Annotated in this window: 14 protein-coding genes and 1 pseudogene; 2 read left to right on the top strand and 13 right to left on the bottom strand. The window is 41.8% G+C overall.

The window, feature by feature from the left end; genetic code table 11:
- The 12 genes from CPC19_RS10630 to CPC19_RS10575 form a co-directional block, all read right to left on the bottom strand.
- On the bottom strand, positions 1-372 hold the full coding sequence (locus CPC19_RS10630; RefSeq protein ID WP_236610513.1) for a response regulator: 372 nt from the start codon (positions 370-372) through the stop codon (positions 1-3).
- A gap of 25 nt (positions 373-397) precedes the next feature.
- Positions 398-2,791, bottom strand: a complete 2,394-nt coding sequence (locus CPC19_RS10625; RefSeq protein WP_016389843.1) for a response regulator — start codon at positions 2,789-2,791, stop codon at positions 398-400.
- A gap of 147 nt (positions 2,792-2,938) precedes the next feature.
- Positions 2,939-3,289 carry a rhodanese-like domain-containing protein gene (locus tag CPC19_RS10620; RefSeq protein WP_016389842.1) on the bottom strand — a complete coding sequence of 117 codons (351 nt, stop codon included), beginning with the start codon at positions 3,287-3,289 and terminating at the stop codon, positions 2,939-2,941.
- A 97-nt stretch (positions 3,290-3,386) separates the two neighbouring features.
- On the bottom strand, positions 3,387-4,832 hold the full coding sequence (locus CPC19_RS10615) for an aldehyde dehydrogenase family protein (protein WP_016389841.1): 1,446 nt from the start codon (positions 4,830-4,832) through the stop codon (positions 3,387-3,389).
- A 56-nt stretch (positions 4,833-4,888) separates the two neighbouring features.
- Entirely contained in the window at positions 4,889-6,334 is a 1,446-nt protein-coding gene (locus CPC19_RS10610) for an aldehyde dehydrogenase family protein (protein WP_016389840.1), read from the bottom strand.
- A gap of 141 nt (positions 6,335-6,475) precedes the next feature.
- Positions 6,476-7,912 (bottom strand): FAD-binding protein, encoded by a 1,437-nt coding sequence (locus tag CPC19_RS10605; RefSeq protein ID WP_016389839.1) that lies wholly within the window; start codon positions 7,910-7,912, stop codon positions 6,476-6,478.
- Positions 7,913-7,922: 10 nt separating this feature from the next.
- Entirely contained in the window at positions 7,923-8,156 is a 234-nt protein-coding gene (locus CPC19_RS10600) for a non-oxidative hydroxyarylic acid decarboxylases subunit D (protein ID WP_015005302.1), read from the bottom strand.
- Positions 8,153-9,634, bottom strand: coding sequence for a non-oxidative hydroxyarylic acid decarboxylases subunit C (locus CPC19_RS10595; RefSeq protein ID WP_016389838.1), 1,482 nt, complete (start codon positions 9,632-9,634; stop codon positions 8,153-8,155). Before CPC19_RS10595 ends, CPC19_RS10600 begins: the two co-directional genes overlap by 4 nt.
- A complete protein-coding gene (locus tag CPC19_RS10590) occupies positions 9,634-10,077 on the bottom strand; it encodes a cytochrome c (protein WP_015005304.1) in 444 nt (147 codons plus the stop codon). Before CPC19_RS10590 ends, CPC19_RS10595 begins: the two co-directional genes overlap by 1 nt.
- A complete protein-coding gene (locus tag CPC19_RS10585) occupies positions 10,074-11,642 on the bottom strand; it encodes an FAD-binding oxidoreductase (RefSeq protein ID WP_015005305.1) in 1,569 nt (522 codons plus the stop codon). Before CPC19_RS10585 ends, CPC19_RS10590 begins: the two co-directional genes overlap by 4 nt.
- Before the next feature lie 14 nt (positions 11,643-11,656).
- A complete protein-coding gene (locus CPC19_RS10580) occupies positions 11,657-12,241 on the bottom strand; it encodes a hypothetical protein (protein WP_016389836.1) in 585 nt (194 codons plus the stop codon).
- Between the two features lie 41 nt (positions 12,242-12,282).
- On the bottom strand, positions 12,283-12,855 hold the full coding sequence (locus CPC19_RS10575; protein WP_015005307.1) for a UbiX family flavin prenyltransferase: 573 nt from the start codon (positions 12,853-12,855) through the stop codon (positions 12,283-12,285).
- Between the two features lie 73 nt (positions 12,856-12,928).
- Here CPC19_RS10575 and CPC19_RS10570 point away from each other — a divergent pair, with 73 nt between their 5' ends.
- Positions 12,929-13,162, top strand: a complete 234-nt coding sequence (locus CPC19_RS10570) for a hypothetical protein (RefSeq protein ID WP_015005308.1) — start codon at positions 12,929-12,931, stop codon at positions 13,160-13,162.
- 64 nt (positions 13,163-13,226) lie between these two features.
- On the opposite strand, the gene CPC19_RS10565 is transcribed toward CPC19_RS10570, so the two are convergent.
- Positions 13,227-14,249 (bottom strand): AraC family transcriptional regulator, encoded by a 1,023-nt coding sequence (locus CPC19_RS10565; protein ID WP_016389835.1) that lies wholly within the window; start codon positions 14,247-14,249, stop codon positions 13,227-13,229.
- A gap of 146 nt (positions 14,250-14,395) precedes the next feature.
- Between CPC19_RS10565 and CPC19_RS10560 the strand changes: the two are divergent.
- Positions 14,396-15,310, top strand: a pseudogene (locus CPC19_RS10560) (fatty acid desaturase).
- The last annotated feature ends 328 nt before the right edge of the window (positions 15,311-15,638 follow it).

Raw genomic sequence — 15,638 nt, 5'->3', positions numbered from 1 at the left:
TTAATCACAACTTTTTTCAGCGTTTTTTGATTGATACGTGGCATGTAAAAGCTCTATTTTTTCAATCAGTTGGTCTAAGTTAATGGGTTTGGGTTCATAGTGGTCGCAACCCGCATTAATGGCTTTTTCTTGATCTGATGTCATCGCATGAGAGGTGACGGCGATAATAGGCGTATGCTTGCCTAGCGGCTTTTCATGTTTACGAATGGTTTTAGTTGCCTGCCAACCATCAATGATCGGTAAATTCATATCCATTAAAATGACATCAGGCGATACTGACAGGGCTAACTCAACTCCTTGTTGACCATCTTCAGCAAGGATCATGTGGTAGCCTTTTCTATATAAGCGTCTACTCAACATATCACGGTTCATTTCATTATCCTCCACCAGTAAAATTTTAAGTGTCATAGGCTTTTAGAGCACTAGTTTGGATGCGGTTAATAATTTGTAGAATGACATCATCGGTATTCATGAGCAGTGATGTTTTGGTAATGATTTGTTGAGTCGAGGTCTTTAAGAGGTCTTTTTCAACGGGTGATAGATCTTTGGCTGTCATAACGATGATGGGAATTTCTTTGGTATTGGGTAGTTGGTGTAGTTTTTCTAAGAATGTAAAGCCATCCATTTCAGGCATCATCAGGTCTAACAGAATCAAGTCGGGGAAGTGGTTTCTTATTTTATTAACGCCTTCTTTACCGTTGAGTGCTTTTGTTATGGTGCAACCAAAATTTTCGAGGGCTTGTTCCAGTTTAGCTATGGTGCTTACTTCATCTTCGATAATTAATATCTCAGGCATTTTGTTGTTGCTAATAGCTTTACTGACGACACGTAATAAATTGTTTTTATTAACAGGTTTGTTAAGGTAGTCAATTGCGCCCAATTCAAAAGCTTTTTTCTTTTCATCTAAAAAGGTGCTCATGACAACAGGGATATGTGCGGTACGCTGATCAGATTTTAAAATTTGTAAAACTGTCCAGCCGTTCATTTCGGGCATCATGATGTCTAATATGATGACTGAGGGGGCGTGCTCACGGGCTTTTTTAACACCAGTTTTGCCATCTTGAGCGGTAATGATCTTAAATGGCATTTTATTAAGGTGTCGGCTCAATAATGTGTGTACTTGGGGATCATCATCAATGATTAAGATGGAGCCTTTAGGGCTACTTTCAGGCGAAGTGTTTTCTTTTGGTTGTTCTGCTAAATAGGTTTTTATTTTAACGAGGGTTGATATATCAATGGGTAACGTTACTGTAAATGTTGAGCCGCTCCCTTTGGCGCTATTGACCTTAATTTCACCACCCATTAGTTGGCAGATTTCCTCGCTTATCGGTAGACCTAGCCCAGTACCACCATATTGTCGAGTCGTACCACTATCTGCTTGAACAAAGGGGATGAAAACTTTATCTAATTGGCCGGGTGTCATACCAATACCGGTATCTTCTACGCTAAAAATGAGTTGTGAGTTTTCCTTTTGTACAGACAATGTTACTTGCCCCTGTTCTGTGAATTTGCTTGCGTTTGACAATAAATTAAGGAGAACTTGGCATACCTTTACAGTGTCAGTAATGCAATCACCAAGATCGTCTGGGCATATAACATTGAAGGTGTTTCCATTTTTTTCAATTTGCTTTTGTGCGACTGTCACGACCTGTTTAATAAGTCTTGAAATAGCAATTTTTTCTGGCATCAATTCAACGCGGCCAGCTTCAATTTTAGCTAAATCGAGCACATCGTTGATTAGGCTCAGTAGGTGATTGCCTGCCGTGTGAATTTTTTCTAAGTCTGCTACTTGTTGTGTAAGACCAACGTCTTGAGCATCTTCAGTTAATAATTCGCTATAACCAATAATAGCGTTTAACGGTGTTCGTAGTTCATGTGACATATTGGCAAGAAACTCAGACTTCATTTGGTTAGCTACCTCTGCGGACTGTTTCGCTAATAAGAGTTCTTTCTCGATCGCTTGACGCTCGGTAATGTCACGCATAATACCGGTATAAAAATGCCGGTCAGCAACAACAGTTTCGCTGACAGAGAGGTCCATTGGGAAGGTGCTGCCATCTTTACGAAGGCCTGTTACTTCACGGCCGGTGCCGATATGCTCATTGTGATATAGCTCAGGTATTAATATAGTGATGTTTTTGCCAATGACTTCTTCTGGCTGGTATTGGAAAATACGTGTGGCGGCGGCATTGAAGCTTTCAAGTGTGCCTTTGGAGTCTAAGGTGATAATGCCATCTGCCACGGTGTTTAAAATGGCATTTAAACGTGCTTCACTTTCTCGAATAATAGTGCTGGCCGCCATGGCTTCGTTATGAGCCAGTTCATCTTGCACCCAGTTTGCTAAATCGTTTAGCACTTTTTTTTCAGTGGATGAGAGTTTTTTGGGTTGTGAATCAATCAAGCATAATGTGCCGATAGCAAAGCCACTTTTTGTTTGGAGAGGGGTGCCTGCATAAAACCGAATATTAGGTGCTGCAGTGACTAAAGGGTTGTCTTTAAATCGTGGATCTAAGAGGGTGTCTTGAACTTCAAATACATCGGATTGTAAAATAGTGTGGCCGCAGAAAGAAATTTCTCGGGATGTTTCACACACAGAAAGGCCTTGTTTGGATTTAAACCACTGGCGATCTTCATCCACTAAGCTAATTAACGCAATGGGCACGTTAAAAAACTGCTGAGCAATGTTTGTTATGCGGTCAAAGCGCTCTTCATCAGGCGTGTCAAGAATGTTGAGCTTTTTTAGAGCCTCAAGACGTTGAGTTTCATTGCTGGGTTGTTTGGGAGCATCCATCCATGAGTCCTATTCAGCATACCTATGAATTAACTGTAACTCGATAGTATTATTTTGTACATATATTTCCCCCTCACTTTTAAGATGTTTGAAATAAAATAAAGTCTTCAAATTAGGTTGATTAGTGTTTTATTTGTGTTGCCCTAGTTAGTCAAAAACTTTTTTGATATCGGTAAATTTTTCGGTAATGGCATGGACATTACGATAGCCCATTTCATGTAGTCTGGCTGCGGCTAAAGATGCACGGCCACCACCTGCGCAATGGATAAGAATCAGAGTATCAGGGTCGGTGCAATGGTTTTGTACTTTCATTTCTAATAGGCCGCGAGGAATGTTGATGGCCTGTTCAAGCTTAGATTCGGTGGTCTCATGTGGTTCTCGAACATCCAAAATAATCAGGTTATTTGACTGCCCGGCAAGTTCTTTAGCTGCAACGGCATCAAGGCAATTGCATATTTTTTGGGCTTCTTTAATAAAATCACTGGCGGGTTTGATCATGAGATTATCCTTTTGAGTAGAAGTTTAATAATAAATTTTTGACACAAAAAAAGCAGCCGGGAAGGGCTGCTTTTTAATGTTACTTAAACATAAATTCTTAGTGTCCAGCGCTTGCGTCAGGGAGTTGAATGGTAATCCATTTCCACTCCGTTAGTGCATCAACGTCGACCTCGATTCCTTCTCTGCCAAAGCCACTGTCGCCTGTACCGCCAAAAGGTACGTGAGGTTCGTCATACAAAGTAGGGGCGTTGATATGAACCATGCCAGAGTCAATGTTCTCGGCAAAATCTAAGGCTTTATTTAAGTCGTTAGTAATAATAGCCGAGCTGAGTCCATAGGGCGTATCATTTGCCATCTCGAGAGCGGTCTCATAATCTTTAACCGAATAGACCGAGGTTACAGGACCAAAAGTTTCTTCGTAGCAAACATCCATCTCTTCTGTGATTCCGGTTAGGATCGTTGGCTCACATTTATTACCCTGCCAGTTACCGCCGGTTTCGATGGTAGCACCTTTTTCTACTGCATTGTCTATATGACGGCGTACACGGTCACGCTGGCGTTGAGAGATAATAGGGCCAAGGATGGTGGACATTTCACGTAAGTCGCCCATAGACAGTTGGCTTGCCGCTTGTTTATAGGCTGCGATGAATTGATCATAAATACCTTCTTCAACAATGATTCTGCTGGAGGCCATACAGGCTTGGCCTTGGTATAAAAACATACCAAAAATAGCCGTTTTGACTGCTAATCCAAGGTCAGCATCTGCCAAGATAACGAGTGGGCTTTTTCCGCCAAGCTCAAGCACGGCGTGTTTCATTTGTTTACCGCAAATTTCACCAATATGTTTACCTACTCGGCTAGAACCAGTAAACATCACTGTTTTAACCAGTGGGTGGCTGTTTAAGGTATCACCTACGTCAACACCAAAGCCAGAGACAACATTAACAGAACCCGCAGGGAAGCCGGCTTCATGCAGTAGTTGAGCAAAACGGAAAGACAGTGTTGGTGCTTCTTCTGAGGACAGTAGTACAACGGTGTTGCCCGTTGCCAAAGGTGAGGCGACTAACTTTGCTGCTTTAATCAACGGTACGTTAAACGGTGTGATGGCAGCAACAACGCCTAAAGGTTTACGTACGCTCATGCTGAGCCGGCCCGGTGTGTCAGATGGCATGGTTTGCCCAGTAACACGGCGAGCAACGCCTGCAGCAGCACGTAAATGAGTAATAGCATAGGCGATTTCGAAATTGGCTTTGTTTATTGGTGAGCCGATTTCGTCAATTAGAATGTCCGTAAACTCAGCACGATCCCTTTCCATTAAATCAGCTGCTTTACATAGCATTGCTTCGATATCTTTTGCTAATGTTTTGCTATAAGTTTGAAAGCAACGATGTGCTGCTTCTACTGCTTTGTTAATATCTGCATCATTTGACTCAGCAGCTTGGCAGTAGAGAGAATCGTCTAACGGGTTTAGAACGTCAAAATATTTTCCACTGTCGGGTTGGGTGTGCTCACCGTTTATCCATAGATCATGTTTGGTAGTCATGTTTGTCCTTTAATATTAAAGTCTTTAAGTTAATGTTTTAATTGAAAAGCTTGGTATTAGTGGGCTTGATCGTAACCAGGCATTTGAATCGTAATCCATTTCCATTGTGTTAACGCATCAATATCTACATCAACACCTTCACGACCGAAGCCACTGTCGCCAATACCGCCAAAAGGTACATGCGGTTCATCGTAAACACTTGGCGCATTGATATGTATCATGCCTGTTTCTACTTCATGCGCTAACGATAGCGCTTTGTTAAGGTCGTTGGTGTGAATAGCACCGCTGAGTCCATAATGTGTATCATTTGCGAGTGCTAACGCCTCTTCAGCGTTTTCAACAGAGTAAATGGAGGTCACCGGGCCAAACGTTTCTTGGCGACAGACAATCATGTCCTCGGTGACATTGGTAAGAATAGTCGGCTGACAACGGTTGCCTTCCCACTCACCACCAGTAACAAGAGTGGCTCCTTTTGATACGGCATCTTCAATATGTGTGCGTACTCGGTTGCGTTGGCGTGGTGAAATAATGGGCCCTAAGATGGTCGACATCTCATGTAAGTCTCCCATTGATAACTGCTTGGCCGCAGCGCTATACATTTCAACAAATTGATCGTACACAGCTGCTTCTACAATAATACGGCTGGATGCAATACATGCTTGGCCTTGATAAAAGAACATGCCGATAATGGCATTTTGTACCGCTAATCCAAGGTCGGCATCAGCTAAAACGATATAAGGGCTTTTACCACCGAGTTCTAGAACACAGGGTTTCATATTTCGGCCGCAAATTTCGCTGATGTGTTTACCGACTACACTTGAACCGGTGAACATAACAGCTTTTACTAGAGGGTGGTCGGTCAAAAAGTCACCAATATCCACACCAAAACCAGATACGACATTTAAGCTGCCGGCAGGAAAGCCTGCTTCTTCGATTAGTTTGGCAAAACGGAAAGAGACCGCAGGTGCTTCTTCGGAGGTTAATAATACAACAGTATTACCAGTCGCTAACGGCGAGGCGACTAATTTTGCAGCTTTTAATAAGGGGACATTAAAAGGAGTAATAGCAGCAACAACGCCCAATGGCTTACGCACACTCATGCTTAAACGGCCCGGTGTGTCAGACGGCATGGTTTGACCTGTAATACGACGTGCGCTACCGGCAGCAGCGCGGAGCTGGCCAATTGTTTGAGTGACCTCAAATTGTGCTTTGTTGATTGGAGAGCCGACTTCATCAATTAGGATTTCAAGGAATTCTTCACGGTCTCTTTCGAGCAGGTCAGCGGCTTTTGTAAGCATTGCTTCACGGTCTTTAGCTAAGCATTTTCGATAGCTGGAGAAGCAAGCATGAGCAGCATCTACTGCGTTGTTGATATCTGTTTGATTAGACTCGGCGGCTTTGCAATAAAGGCTGTCATCTAGCGGGTTAAGGACATCAAAATATTTTCCAGAAGCTGGTTTTGTGTGCTCTCCATTAATCCAAAGGTCATAGGTTTTAATCATAATAAGTATCTACTGTTAGTAAGGTTTGAAGAATAAGTTAATTAAAATAACTCGGCGTATTGTTACAACTCAATTATGCTGAGTCGTGCATTAAACAAAATGCTTAGTGACACGACTCAGCAATAATAATATGGAGCAGTTTTAACCAAAAACAGACTGCGGATCGAGTGCTTTTTTAACACGGTTTTTAAGTGTTTTGAGTCCATCTAGACTGACGGCATCAACGGCTTCTTGCATGTCCGCATCCACTAGGCAAGTAGGGTATCCTTGAGCTGAAAAGTCGTCAATAAGCTGCTTAGTGAGTTGACGTGCTTGTGCTAGTTTTTCAGCATCACCTGTAGGGTAGAGCACTTGAAGCTGCGTCATCATGGTACGCCATGTCAGCGCAAACTGACCGATGATGTTAAGCTCCGCTGGGTTGTTAACGCTTTCTAGCAGCGTTTGCATCTTAACTGCATCGTCACCATCAATTGGGCTAGCAAAATGTACATTGATGGATGAGTAGCCTGATAAGTTTGGATTAATTGTATTGAATTTTCCATCCATCTTCATTTCACGCTGAGCCCAGATAGGGTTATTGGCTGTTTCCTCAGGCATTAAAAATTTAGCCCCTTCAATTTGGCTGAAGGCGCCATTAATAGCTTGCCATAAGAAATCAACGTTGGCTGGCATGTTATACAAAGCACCGTACATATTCCAAGCACCCAATTGGTGTTTTGTCGCCGCTTCATCGTTGTTGCCAATGTCTTCCAGCGCTTCAGTAGAGAATTGCAAGGCGTCAGACTTTGCGGAAGCGACAGTTACCGTATTTGGAACCAGCATATTAATTTTCATGTCGCGCATAATCTCAACGGCTTGATTCATGGCTGTTTCGTTTGGCAGTTGAATGGCAAACGGTTTATAAGCTGGTGCCTTGGGCATTAGCCAGATACCTACTTTGGTAATAATGCCTAAGCTTGATTGGGTAAAGGTGCCGTCAATATAGGGACCAAAACCATATTTAAATAATTGCCACGAGTCGCTGTTTGGCATCGCCCCCATACCTGTACGTATTAAACGACCATTCGCGAGCATCACTTCCATGCCACATTGCATCATGAGGTGGTCACCATACGGCGTGTAGCCATAACTTCTATTGCTGATCCCACCTGAAACCGATTGAGTTGAGTTTTTATCAAAATCAACGATAAAAGGAATATTATTGGTTTCTAAGTATTCATTGAGCTGAGCATAGCTAACGCCAGGCTCGATCAGTGCATAAGCAGCTTGAGTGTTAACTTCGATAATACTATTAAGCTTTTTAAGATCAATAACTACGATGGCACCTTTTGCGGGAATAGGCGCGGTGTTTATTTCTCCAGGGCTTAATAGGTTGAACAAGGAATAGCTTTCATCTGTGGAAGAGACCAGTAGATTTTTTAATTCCTCTAGATTGCTAGGCGTTACCACGGCGATGACTTCACGCTCACCATTATTGATGCGGTCTGTTAGAAATTGATATTCTGTAGGTTGATCTGAAGCGCTAATGACGTTGTCAGCACCTAATAAGCCGTTAAGGTTTTCTATAATATTTTTCATGCTGATAAACCTATTTATATTGAGCCGGAGGCATAATTATTGGATATGGTTTTTCAGGATCAACCCTGAAAAATGCTTCCCGTTCCTCGTAATCTATGGAAGTAGCAGGCTCACTATCTCGCCATGTAAACTCACAGGCGCTACAATGAAAGATTGTCCAAACGAGTTCACCTTGAGCATTGAGACCTTTATGTTCAACTCGGATTTTTTCTTCGGCGGCTTGGCAGCGTGGGCATAAACTCATGATTGACCTCCATTTTGTAATGATTGAATAACCTTAGCTAATTCATCAATATTTGCCCCCGATGGTGGGGTAACAATTTTTGAGTCGGAACCCAATTTATCGGGTGGCATAAAGCTTGTTGCATCAATAATTAAGCGATGACCTTTGCCCGCAACTTCTGCTGCCGGATCAATCGGAATCAATGGCATATTGGGGATAACAATCGTGTCATCAGCCCGGGTACGTGTTGATAAGGCCCACATCACTTCGTTTAGGTCGAAAGGATCAACATCATCATCAACCATGATTAAGTTTTTAAGGTACATGGTGCCATGTGGCGTGCCAAGTGCTCGCATGGCCACTGATTTTGCGAAGCCAGCAAACCGATTCTTAACCGATATTACGCCGGTAAGGCCATGCTGATACAAGGCGTTAACAGCAACAACTTCAGGAAAGTCTTTTTTAAGTTGTGCGTAGATTGGTGCTGATGTGTTTAGGCCAATTAAGGTGTCGTGCTCTGTCCAGCCGCGACCAATGTAAATATTTTCAAAAATAGGGTCGTTGCGGTGTGAAATAGCCGTTACTTTAAAGCGAGGTATTTTTCTAACGCCACTATAACTGCCAGGGAACTCACCAAAAGGCCCTTCAAAGCTACGCACACCATTCATTAGTTCTGCTTCGATAACCATTTCTGAATCAGCCAAAATATCCATGCCGTTGCCTGATTTTGTTAGTCGTAGCGGACTACCCATCATTTGAGATGCATAGGCAAACTCAGACTCTTCATAACCAACAGGTGTTGCTGCAAACATACACATAGCTGGGTGGTTGCCGAGCATGACGGATATTTTTAATGGTACATTTTCTTGTTCAGCAGCGACAATGTGACGACCCATATCATGTGCAGGAACTGACAGCAGGGTAAACTCGCCCGGTGCTTGTACTTGAATACGGTAAATCCCAACGTTTTGCTTACCAAAGTTTTCGGGGTCTCGTGGGTCACGGCTGACAACGTTGGCTTTACCTATATAAAAGCCACCGTCATATTCATTAATACGATAAAGCGGTAATAAATCATAAAGGTTGAAGTTGTCAGTCAGGCGATTTTCGTTGACTGGAGCAGCTTCTGGTTCAATAAAATCGAGTAGCGGTTTATCGTCACCCCAACGAGAAATAATGTCGTAAAACAATTCTTTTATAGTGGTGCCTTTAGGGTGCCCCAACAATAGTGCTAGATTGGTGAAACTACCATGTACGCCTAGGACGAGTTTTTTGCCTGGGTAGCCAGCGATATTATTAAATATAACAGCTGGGCCATTCATTGAATCACGACCAGCAGCAACAGCTATATTGCGAATATCTGGTTCAGGCATGACTTCATCAGTCCAAGTAATACATTGGCCATTTTCTTCTAAAAATTCTAGAAAATCACGTAAGCTGCCAATACGTTCGCCAACAGCTTTGGCTTCAGCGGATAACGGTTTTTTGTCGGTACTCATTATTTGCTTTCCTTATTTGCGTGTGCTTTAGCACTGTCAACGATATATGCTGCTAAGTTATCTAGTTCCTTATCATTAATGTCTGTTGGGCGGAAAGGAGGCATCTCTAGCAGCCCGTCTCTAACAATATATTTAATATAGTCAGGAACTAAGTCTGTACGTTCTCTAATAACGGCTAGATCCTTGCCACGAACTAGAGCAAGTTGTTTGGTGGCTGCATACGCATTACCAGAATCGTGACAACCAGCGCAGTGTAGGTCAAAAATTACCTTTCCTGAGCGGTTGCTAGGCTCATAGTTTGAAGTAGGCTCTGCCACAGTTTCAGGAATTTCGGCAGTTTCTTTTTGAGTGCTTGGTTCTGGGTTTGTTGCAGAATCTGTTGTTTGTTGATCGCAAGCAGTCAAAAACAGAAGACTTGTAATAATTAAAAAATATTTACTCATGACTCACCCCTTAAATTTTTTGGCCAAATCCCCTGTTTTCCTGGAGAAAGGATTCCATTTGGGTCTAATTCATCTTTTAGGGCGTGATGGGTGTCCCAAAGTGCGTTATCGTTCCATGAAAATGTGCCAGCAATTTGGTCCATAAAGGATAAGTGAGTACGGTATTCGCCGTATCCTAAGGCGGCTGCCTCATCAACTAAAATGGCGAATAGATCGTGAGCGCGCTTTTTCTCTTCTGGGCTCATGCGGTTAAACATTAGCATAAAGATATGGTGTTGATCTCGCCAGCCAATTAAGAATTCGCCAATGTAGTCAAAGCCGTATTCGTGTGCACGTTTTTCAATCATCTTGTATTGATTCATAGATGATTTGCCATCAGCGGCTGAAATAGGCGAAAAGTTAATATGACCACCGCCACCAACCCAATTCAGTAGGCTGAACTCAGTCATATTAGGAACACCTTTCATTAGTTTGACGCGGTAATCCCAACCGGGGTCACCTTTTCTGGTGTCGTCATAATGAAATTTTGCGCCTGGAATACTACCAAATGTATCTCTGATAACATCCATATTGTTTTTCATCATCGGGCCTGGGCCGTATACAGCACCGTAGTAATTCCAGATACCCAAATCGAGGTCCTTAGCCATTTTTTTACGATGACTGTCTGGCATTGGGCCTTTGCCCGTATAGTATTGACTACGGCTAACAGACATGGCTGCTTCCCATAGTAAATCAACAGTCATTGGCGCATTATGAATGACTTGATTAACCCGAAGTGGTAACGAGAGGTCGGTTACTGTTTCAAGGTCATGCTCATTTTCCAGAGTAATCATAAAAGGTGTATAGCCCGGAGGTTCTGGCATTAACCAGATGCCCATACGGGTAATGACACCAAAGTTTGATTGGGTGAATAATCCATCAATCGCAGCGCCTTGACCGTACTTGTAGAGGCCGCCTGTTTTACTGTTTGCAGTAGTATCCATGCCGGTTTCAACGACAGTACCATCAGCAAGCACGACTTGCATACCACATTGCATTAATAGATGATCGCCATAAGGTGTGTAGCCAGCGCCGTGCTCAGAGGTGTTACCGACAATTCCGCCCCAGGCGGGTGCGGCACAATCAATCCAAAGCTTTGAGCCTTTTTCTTGAAGGTAGTTATATAAGTCATAATAGCTCACACCAGGCTCAACGATTGCGTAACCATGTTTCTCGTTAACCTCAAGAATTCTATTCATGAGCTTTAAATCCAGAACAATATAGCCGGGCTTACGAGGAGCGGGTCCACCGTAGGCAAAGTTTTTACCGGTGGAAATTGTCCAAACAGGTATTTTGTAATTATTAACGATGGCAAGAATTTTTTGGATTTGCTCAACATTATGAGGTGCAACAGCAGCGGATGGAGCAAAGTCAGCATCATTGGTGGTGTTATAAGGGTCGCGATAGCTGCGAAGTTCTTTTATGTCATCCAAGTAAACATATTCTTTGCCGACGACTTTTTCGATCTCGGCGATCGCCGCATTAAGCTGGCCTAAAGTGATGCCTTGTGGGAGTGGTTTAGTCATGGTTGTTCCAATTGTTATTTGTTTTTATTTGGGCTTAAAGACCAAGAGACTAAGAAGTCATGTTGATCGGTATTGGCTAGGCTGATCTGTGTTTTTTGCGTCACGAGCTGGGCATTCCCTCTCGGTAAAACTCGCATATGATTTGCAAGCCATTGCGGCCATTGTTCTTTTGCGTTTTTTAGTGATGAGGTAATCAGTTCAGCAGTGTCTTTCGAACTAGAGACTTCGTGCGTCAACATGTTTCCGGAATAATGATGTGTGGCTGAATATTGGGTGTAAAAACCAAAGTCCTTTGCGATTTGTTCAAGGGCAAAAAAATCGGAATCTCTGGTTAAGCCTGAAATTTGGCCCATAGGGGACTCTTTGCAAAACTCTCTAAGTAGGTCAAAGTGTTGGCCAATATCTAAATCGATATTAGACTTGCGCTCGGCAACATTGGAGATAAAATGTTTTGAGTGAGCTGAGTGCTCATCTGCAAAGACCAGTAATGGGATTTCTTCAGAGCCGGTTAAAACCTGTTGAAGCGCTTGAGATGGCGTGGCTAATAAGGCGACATTAGTGGCCAGTGCGGATTTAATAAAAGTGCGTCTGCTTAACATAAGCTCCTCTTCGAGTGTAATTATTTAAAGGTGGATGATTATTATTTTGAAAGACCTTGCCACCGGGCTACATAATCTACATTAGAAATGTCTAATGTGTCTAGTATTCTTCCAACTGAATGATTAACTATGTCGTCGATAGACTTTGGCTGAATATAAAAGGCCGGTACGGGCGGTGCAATGATGGCGCCCATCTCGGAGAGGGTCGTCATATTTCTTAAGTGAACAAGGTTTAAGGGTGTTTCACGAACCATTAAAATAAGTTTTCGGCGTTCTTTTAGTATCACGTCTGCAGCTCTAGAGACTAGATTATCAGCTATACCATTGGCAATGGAGCCGAGTGTTTTCATAGAGCATGGCGCAATAACCATACCGTCGGTGATAAATGAGCCGCTTGAAATTGATGCGCCAATATCTTTTGGGTGATGCGTTACGTCGGCCAGCGACATAAGCTCTTGTTTATCCATATTTAATTCATATTGAGCAGTTAGTGCACCCGCATTGGAAAGAATCAAATGTGTTTCAACATCATCGACAGTTTGCAGAATTTCAAGTAAACGGGTACCGTAAATAGACCCGGTAGCCCCAGTTATAGCGATAATTATTTTTCTCATGGAATCTTATTGTTGTTAGATTAAATGACTCTATCGCCTAACAAAAGCAGCGTCAATATTAAGTGAGAATAAAATGAGCCAAAAACCTCTTCCGTTAGATATTCAAAAAAAAATTGTTATTGATTTTCTTAAACAGTGTAATGATTACAGTGAATTGATGCTTAACAAGTATCAACAGCAATTGTCAGATCAAGATTTAAAGGATTCTGCCAGTCAAAAAATCCATGATTGGAACACCTATAAAGATTTTAATGAGTACGCTATTAATGAGCTTGATGGTGATGAATTAGACGATTGGTTTAAATAAACCCAAATGAAATGATTCGCTGGAGTCTATGCTAAGTTGATCGCTCAATTTATTTAATGCGCGTTTAATGTTTTTTCAAAATCTCGGTTTGTTGTTCGCGATATTCTTGGGGGCTGATGCCAAACCATCTTTTAAAGCTACGCCTAAAATTAGCTGGATCGCTGTAGCCAAAAATAACAGATAACGTGTCTATGGTTATTGTGCTTCTGCGTAAATAACTGCTGGCCTGAAATGCATATACATCGTCTTTTATTTTTTGGAAAGACGTGTGTTGATTTTTAAGTCGCCTGATGAGTGTTCGAGGTGTTATGCCGAAGTGCATAGCAGTGTGTTTAAGTGTAGGTGAGTGACTTAAGTTTGCGGATAAATAATCGTATATTTCAGTGCTGATATTTACATTACGCTGCAATTGATGGTGTGCCTCTTGGCATTGCTCTAACGCAATTTGGTACATGTGTTTGTCAGCATTGGGGTTGGGGGTGTCTTTCCAAGATAGTGGAAGACGAATTTCGAGGTGACCAGAATTAAAGTGAATAGGGCAATGAAAGTATTTCCGGTAACTGTCTACATAACTGGGTGTGAAGCTATTCATGTATAGACTAGCCTCTGTCATCGGCCTTCCGAGTATGAACTCAATGATATGTTGCAGTAACATTAGCATGGCCTCGATGAAAATTGTGTGGGCGGCTTTAAGGTTGTCAGTCAGCGTTAAGCGGATGATATATTGATTACCTTGGGTAAGGGTTGTATATAAGATGAAGGGCGTTCGTACTTGGCTATATCGCTGAAAAATATTGATGGCGTCTGATAATGTCGGGCTATTGATAGCTGCCCAACCAACAGACCCGTGAGTTGAGGGGTGCAGTATTGAGCCCAGTAATAAGCCAATGGCTGGGTTGTTACTTAGTTTCCGTGTGTTAAGGATAACGCTAATGAATTGATCTAATGAGATATAATCATCTTCTTGTAATGAGTGAACGCTTAGTTCGGTGCCTTCTAAAATCTGCTCAGCTGTAATGCCTTTGTTAGACAATTCTCGGATAGCTATTTGTATGTAGCTAACAGGGAGTATAATTGATTGGGACATAAGTTCCTTTGAGCGATGGTTGAAAGGTATTGTCATAAAATGACATGGTTATGTCAAATAATGACACTTATCTATTAGATTAAGTCTTGTTCTAATTGGTGATTATAAAAACATAAATAGTCAGTTAATTTAATTCAGGAGAGATTATGTGTACAAAAAACCCAGCAACGAGTGAAGAATATTTCGAATCTCTTAGGGTTGCACCCAGTTTAGCCATTCCGACGACCCTTATTTTTATACTGTCTCTGTCTGGCATTATTGCTGTTTGGTATTATGCCTTAAACGGAATTTTGCCCTTATGGTCAGGGGCTATCATCAATGGGCTTTTAAGTTATTGGATGTTTAGCATTATTCATGATGCGTCGCACCATTCTTTATCGAGCAATAAATTCCTTAATGAAGCTATCGGTTCAGTTGGTTTGTTTTTCTTATTCCCTTATGCGCCAATGGTTGCACTTAGATGGGTACATAATAAGCACCACATCCACGCCAATGGGCCAATGGACCCCGATGTTTACGAGCATGAGGCCAAATGGTGGCAAGTGCCTTTTAAATGGTCTTGTTTTGACGGGTACTACATCTATTATTTCTTTAAGTATGGAATGAGAGTTGTAAAAAGACATGCTAAAGCACTTATTGTTTTTTATACGCTACTAATAACAGGTTTCGTCATTGCTTTATACTTTGGTTTGGGACTTGAGTTGCTTATGTTGTGGTTCATTCCTAGCCGGATTGCTTAATTTATGATTGCAGTAGTTTTTGTTATTTTGCCGCATGCGCCTAATAAAGTGGGTCAGGAAGAAGATAAATATATGGCAACGACGATGCGAATGGGTTGGGAGTGGTTATTGACACCGCTGTTGGTTTATCAGAACTACCATTTAATTCATCACTTATATCCAGAAATACCTTTTTATAAGATGCATAAGGCTTGGTATTTAAAATATGATGAAATTAATGCGCATAATGTTAGTTTTCAAACAGCATTTGGCGTAGCTCCTGCTAACCTTGAATCACATCTTAATTTCGATCATTCAAAGCATACTGTTGAGCCTGCTTGATTGCATAGATTGATTGTTCAATAAAAAAGCACTCTTAGGAGTGCTTTTTTATTGTCTGTTATAAAGGGGCGAAAATGTTATTGGGGTTTATAAGGCGTTTTAGTAACTGTTATTAAGAGTCAGTTTGAGAATGTCGAAATGATATTTATTGGTTTGTTAAGTGCTTTTTGAATAATTTAGGGGTATAAAACAAACGAGGTTTGGAGAGATGATGAGTGTTGATAATAATATGACTCGTTAAGAGTGTTTTTCATTTCTCGGAAAACACCGGTATTGGTTGGTTTAACAACAGTTACGTTATTGGCAATTATGGTCGATGATAGTAGTG

The sequence above is a fragment of the Cycloclasticus sp. PY97N genome, from assembly GCF_002443175.1.
In the GTDB taxonomy this organism is placed as follows: domain Bacteria; phylum Pseudomonadota; class Gammaproteobacteria; order Methylococcales; family Cycloclasticaceae; genus Cycloclasticus; species Cycloclasticus pugetii.
This window is presented reverse-complemented; position numbering and strand designations above follow the sequence as displayed.

Excerpts from the sequence above, each read along its gene's own strand:
- CPC19_RS10565 (WP_016389835.1), bottom strand. The coding sequence starts at position 14,249 with ATGTCCCAATCAATTATACTCCCTGTTAGCTACATACAAATAGCTATC.
- CPC19_RS10615 (WP_016389841.1), bottom strand. The coding sequence starts at position 4,832 with ATGACTACCAAACATGATCTATGGATAAACGGTGAGCACACCCAACCC.
- CPC19_RS10625 (WP_016389843.1), bottom strand. The coding sequence starts at position 2,791 with ATGGATGCTCCCAAACAACCCAGCAATGAAACTCAACGTCTTGAGGCT.
- CPC19_RS10575 (WP_015005307.1), bottom strand. The coding sequence starts at position 12,855 with ATGAGAAAAATAATTATCGCTATAACTGGGGCTACCGGGTCTATTTAC.
- CPC19_RS10600 (WP_015005302.1), bottom strand. The coding sequence starts at position 8,156 with ATGAGTTTATGCCCACGCTGCCAAGCCGCCGAAGAAAAAATCCGAGTT.
- CPC19_RS10580 (WP_016389836.1), bottom strand. The coding sequence starts at position 12,241 with ATGTTAAGCAGACGCACTTTTATTAAATCCGCACTGGCCACTAATGTC.
- CPC19_RS10630 (WP_236610513.1), bottom strand. The coding sequence starts at position 372 with ATGAACCGTGATATGTTGAGTAGACGCTTATATAGAAAAGGCTACCAC.
- CPC19_RS10570 (WP_015005308.1), top strand. The coding sequence starts at position 12,929 with ATGAGCCAAAAACCTCTTCCGTTAGATATTCAAAAAAAAATTGTTATT.
- CPC19_RS10605 (WP_016389839.1), bottom strand. The coding sequence starts at position 7,912 with ATGAAAAATATTATAGAAAACCTTAACGGCTTATTAGGTGCTGACAAC.
- CPC19_RS10595 (WP_016389838.1), bottom strand. The coding sequence starts at position 9,634 with ATGAGTACCGACAAAAAACCGTTATCCGCTGAAGCCAAAGCTGTTGGC.
- CPC19_RS10610 (WP_016389840.1), bottom strand. The coding sequence starts at position 6,334 with ATGATTAAAACCTATGACCTTTGGATTAATGGAGAGCACACAAAACCA.
- CPC19_RS10590 (WP_015005304.1), bottom strand. The coding sequence starts at position 10,077 with ATGAGTAAATATTTTTTAATTATTACAAGTCTTCTGTTTTTGACTGCT.
- CPC19_RS10585 (WP_015005305.1), bottom strand. The coding sequence starts at position 11,642 with ATGACTAAACCACTCCCACAAGGCATCACTTTAGGCCAGCTTAATGCG.
- CPC19_RS10620 (WP_016389842.1), bottom strand. The coding sequence starts at position 3,289 with ATGATCAAACCCGCCAGTGATTTTATTAAAGAAGCCCAAAAAATATGC.